This window comes from Lactobacillus kalixensis DSM 16043 (assembly GCF_001434335.1).
In the GTDB taxonomy this organism is placed as follows: domain Bacteria; phylum Bacillota; class Bacilli; order Lactobacillales; family Lactobacillaceae; genus Lactobacillus; species Lactobacillus kalixensis.
In genome coordinates, this window is sequence record NZ_AZFM01000063.1 from 551 (window position 1) to 3,451 (window position 2,901).

General features: G+C 29.3%; 4 protein-coding genes. All 4 read left to right on the top strand.

Annotated features, from left to right (window positions below; all coding sequences use genetic code 11):
* Positions 1-76 precede the first annotated feature (76 nt).
* Genes FC46_RS09590 through FC46_RS09605 form a run of 4 tightly spaced genes read left to right on the top strand, consistent with a single transcriptional unit; the run spans position 77 to position 2,852 of the window.
* Positions 77-652, top strand: a complete 576-nt coding sequence (locus FC46_RS09590; RefSeq protein ID WP_157046833.1) for an exosortase XrtG N-terminal extension domain-like protein — start codon at positions 77-79, stop codon at positions 650-652.
* 10 nt (positions 653-662) lie between these two features.
* On the top strand, positions 663-1,244 hold the full coding sequence (xrtG, locus tag FC46_RS09595) for an exosortase family protein XrtG (RefSeq protein ID WP_057800178.1): 582 nt from the start codon (positions 663-665) through the stop codon (positions 1,242-1,244).
* Positions 1,244-2,587, top strand: a complete 1,344-nt coding sequence (locus tag FC46_RS09600; protein ID WP_057800180.1) for a TIGR03111 family XrtG-associated glycosyltransferase — start codon at positions 1,244-1,246, stop codon at positions 2,585-2,587. Before xrtG ends, FC46_RS09600 begins: the two co-directional genes overlap by 1 nt.
* Positions 2,559-2,852 (top strand): tunnelling fold family protein, encoded by a 294-nt coding sequence (locus tag FC46_RS09605; protein ID WP_157046834.1) that lies wholly within the window; start codon positions 2,559-2,561, stop codon positions 2,850-2,852. The genes FC46_RS09600 and FC46_RS09605 overlap by 29 nt, the downstream gene beginning before the upstream one ends.
* Positions 2,853-2,901 lie beyond the last annotated feature (49 nt).

The following is a 2,901-nucleotide window of genomic DNA, read 5'->3' on the forward strand; positions in this document are numbered from 1 at the left end:
TTAATTAGTTGTCTAACTGATAATAAAAGACGAAGCTTTTGCTTCGCCTTTTATTTTGCACAAAAATATTAGAATTATGCGAAATTTTATTACACATCTTTTTTCTTTTATATTTTGCCTAGCTTTCCTTTTTAGTTGTACTGAAACTGTTAATGCACGAGATTTACCAGTTACTCGTTTTAAAAACATTGAAGCTAGTTTTAATACAAAAGACAATAAGATCGATATATTTATACGTTTAAAATATAAACGTGACATAAATATGCGATTAACGGCAGGTTCATATGAATATACTTTAAAATCCAATATTCAAAATAAATCTTTTAAAAAGAATAAAGTATCCGATATTGACCTGATTTGTGTTGAAAAGACGAATGACGGAAACAGAGAGTTTATATTAAAAGATGCAGGAAAAGTTAGCAAAGTAAATAATAGTAATTACAAATATCAAATTCATTACAAAGTACCTTTGAAACGGTTAAATAATAATCTGGATAGCTCAGCAATTATTAACTTTAAACTCTTACGCCCAAGCAAAAAGGGACATATTACAACTATCGGATTAAGTATTCCCCCTTGGATATCAATATTAATCCCTTTAGTTTGTGTTTATTTCTTCAGCAAAATCTATTTTCAGAGATTAGAAAAGTAAGGATTTTTATATGCAAATAATGACAATACTCGTGATTATTGCAGCAATTATCTGGCTGTACATTCTCACAGTACTTAAGAGAGCTAATATTCACGGATTATTTTATTGGATTGGAAGCATTGGTTTTTTCCTCCTTATAACTTATTTTTTTCATGATCCAATCTCTAAATCGTTATCATATTTAGTTACAAAAATAGTAGAAATTGTTGGACAATTTACTAATTCATTTGTTGCTAAACCTAATAGTCATTTAATCTTTGTAAGATCAAAGGCTGATTTAGTAATGCTAAATATTAACTATGAATGTTCAGGGGTACTAGAATTACTGGTATTTGTAAGTTTGTTGATTTTTTACCCTATTTACTCTGTAAGCGAGAAGTTTTTCAGATTAATTGAAGGGGTTGTTTGGATTACTTTAGCGAATATATTGAGAATATTACTTGTTGCCTTTAGTGCAAGAAATTTTGGGATTAATAGTTTATTTCTTTCACACTCTATAATTAGTCGAATTTTATTTTATATCTTAATTATTATTCTCTACTACAACGTCTTTACTAAACAGCAAATTATTAGAGGGTGGAGGGATAGATAATGTATATCGCAAATTTGATAATACAACTAGGTTTTTGGATAACTTGGTTATTAATTCCTATAATTTATGAACTAATTCCAGCCATAATTGGATTTTTTAGTCTTCAAGTTGCTAAACAGCATTTCAAAAAGCTTAAACCGATATCTAGGTACCCATATATTACTTTAATTATTCCTGTATATAATTCTGAAGATTCGCTATACAGTTGCATTGAATCTATACAAGATTCTTCATATCCAAATGAAAGAATTAAAGTTCTAATTGCAGATAATCAAAGTAAAGATAAAAGCTTTGAAGTATACATGAAGGCTCGAGATAATTTTCCTGAATTGAATATGCAATGGCTAAGTACTGATCAAGGAAAAGCAAAAGCGCTGAATGCTTCAATATATAATTCGATTGGAAAATATGTAATCCATGTAGATAGCGATGGAGTTTTACAAAAAGATGCATTGTTAAATATTGTTACTGATTTTGAGAACGATTCTTCAATTGATGCTTTGACCGGTACAATCCTAACCAGAATAGAATTAATAAAGAAAACCAAAAGTAAGTTCTTAAAATTTGTCAGAGAGAATGAATATTTAGAATATTGTCAGTCTTTTTTAGCTGGTAGAGCGGTAGAATCGCAAGGAAATAGATTGTTTACAATGTCTGGTGCTTTTTCTGCATTTAGACGTGATAAATTACTAGAAACAAATTTATATAATATTGAAACAATTGGTGAAGATATTGATATGACCTTCCAAATTAGATATCAATTACACGGACGCGCATTACTCTGTCCGCTTGCGATATTCTATGTTTCACCGCTTGATAATATGAATAAGTTGTATACTCAACGCCAACGTTGGCTTAGAGGTGAATTAGAAACCTTACATCTCTTTTTTAAAGATCGCTCAATCAACATTTCAACTTTCTTCCATAACTTTGTAGTTAGAAGATTAGTTATGGATCATACTATTCTGTTGTTGAGAGTTATTTGGACATTTGCTTTTTTATTATTAATTGTATTAGGCTATTCAACAAAAGTTGTAATGCTCTCATTCGTTATATTGTATTTCCTCTATCTATTTATTCTGTTGCTTAATTTCTTAAGTATTCAATCCTTCTTGAAAAAATTCCCATCTGATAGAAAATATTACTTATCGAAGTTTTATATTTTATTCTCATTGCCGATTTATTACTTTATATGTAGTTTTATCCAAGTTATTGGGATCATTAATGCAATGACAACACCTGCAAAATGGACAACGAAAAATTTAACACAAGAATTATTGGACTTTAAGAAGGTAATTAAAAGAGATTGGACGGTTGGTAGATATGGAAAAAGGAAAAAGTAGTTACAAAGTAAGAGTATTTTTGAATGCTTTCAATACTTTTAAAATGGGAAATCAAGTGGGGCGTAAAAGTGCAAATACATTTGAAATTATTTGCCATATTACAACTACAAAGGAATTTGTTCCATTTAGTCAATTGGAAACTGCTGTTAACAATGTGATTCAGAGTTTCACTGGTAAAGATTTAAATAAGTTAGCACAGTTTAGCAATAAAGATTTTTCACTTGAGATACTTACCAGATATTTATCTGTTATGATTAATAACTGAAACTTGAAAGCTAAGAATCACGCTCTTTCCGCGTGGCTCTTGGCTTTTT

Coding starts and splice junctions, on each gene's coding strand:
- FC46_RS09590 (WP_157046833.1), top strand. CDS start 77: ATGCGAAATTTTATTACACATCTTTTTTCTTTTATATTTTGCCTAGCT.
- xrtG (WP_057800178.1), top strand. CDS start 663: ATGCAAATAATGACAATACTCGTGATTATTGCAGCAATTATCTGGCTG.
- FC46_RS09600 (WP_057800180.1), top strand. CDS start 1,244: ATGTATATCGCAAATTTGATAATACAACTAGGTTTTTGGATAACTTGG.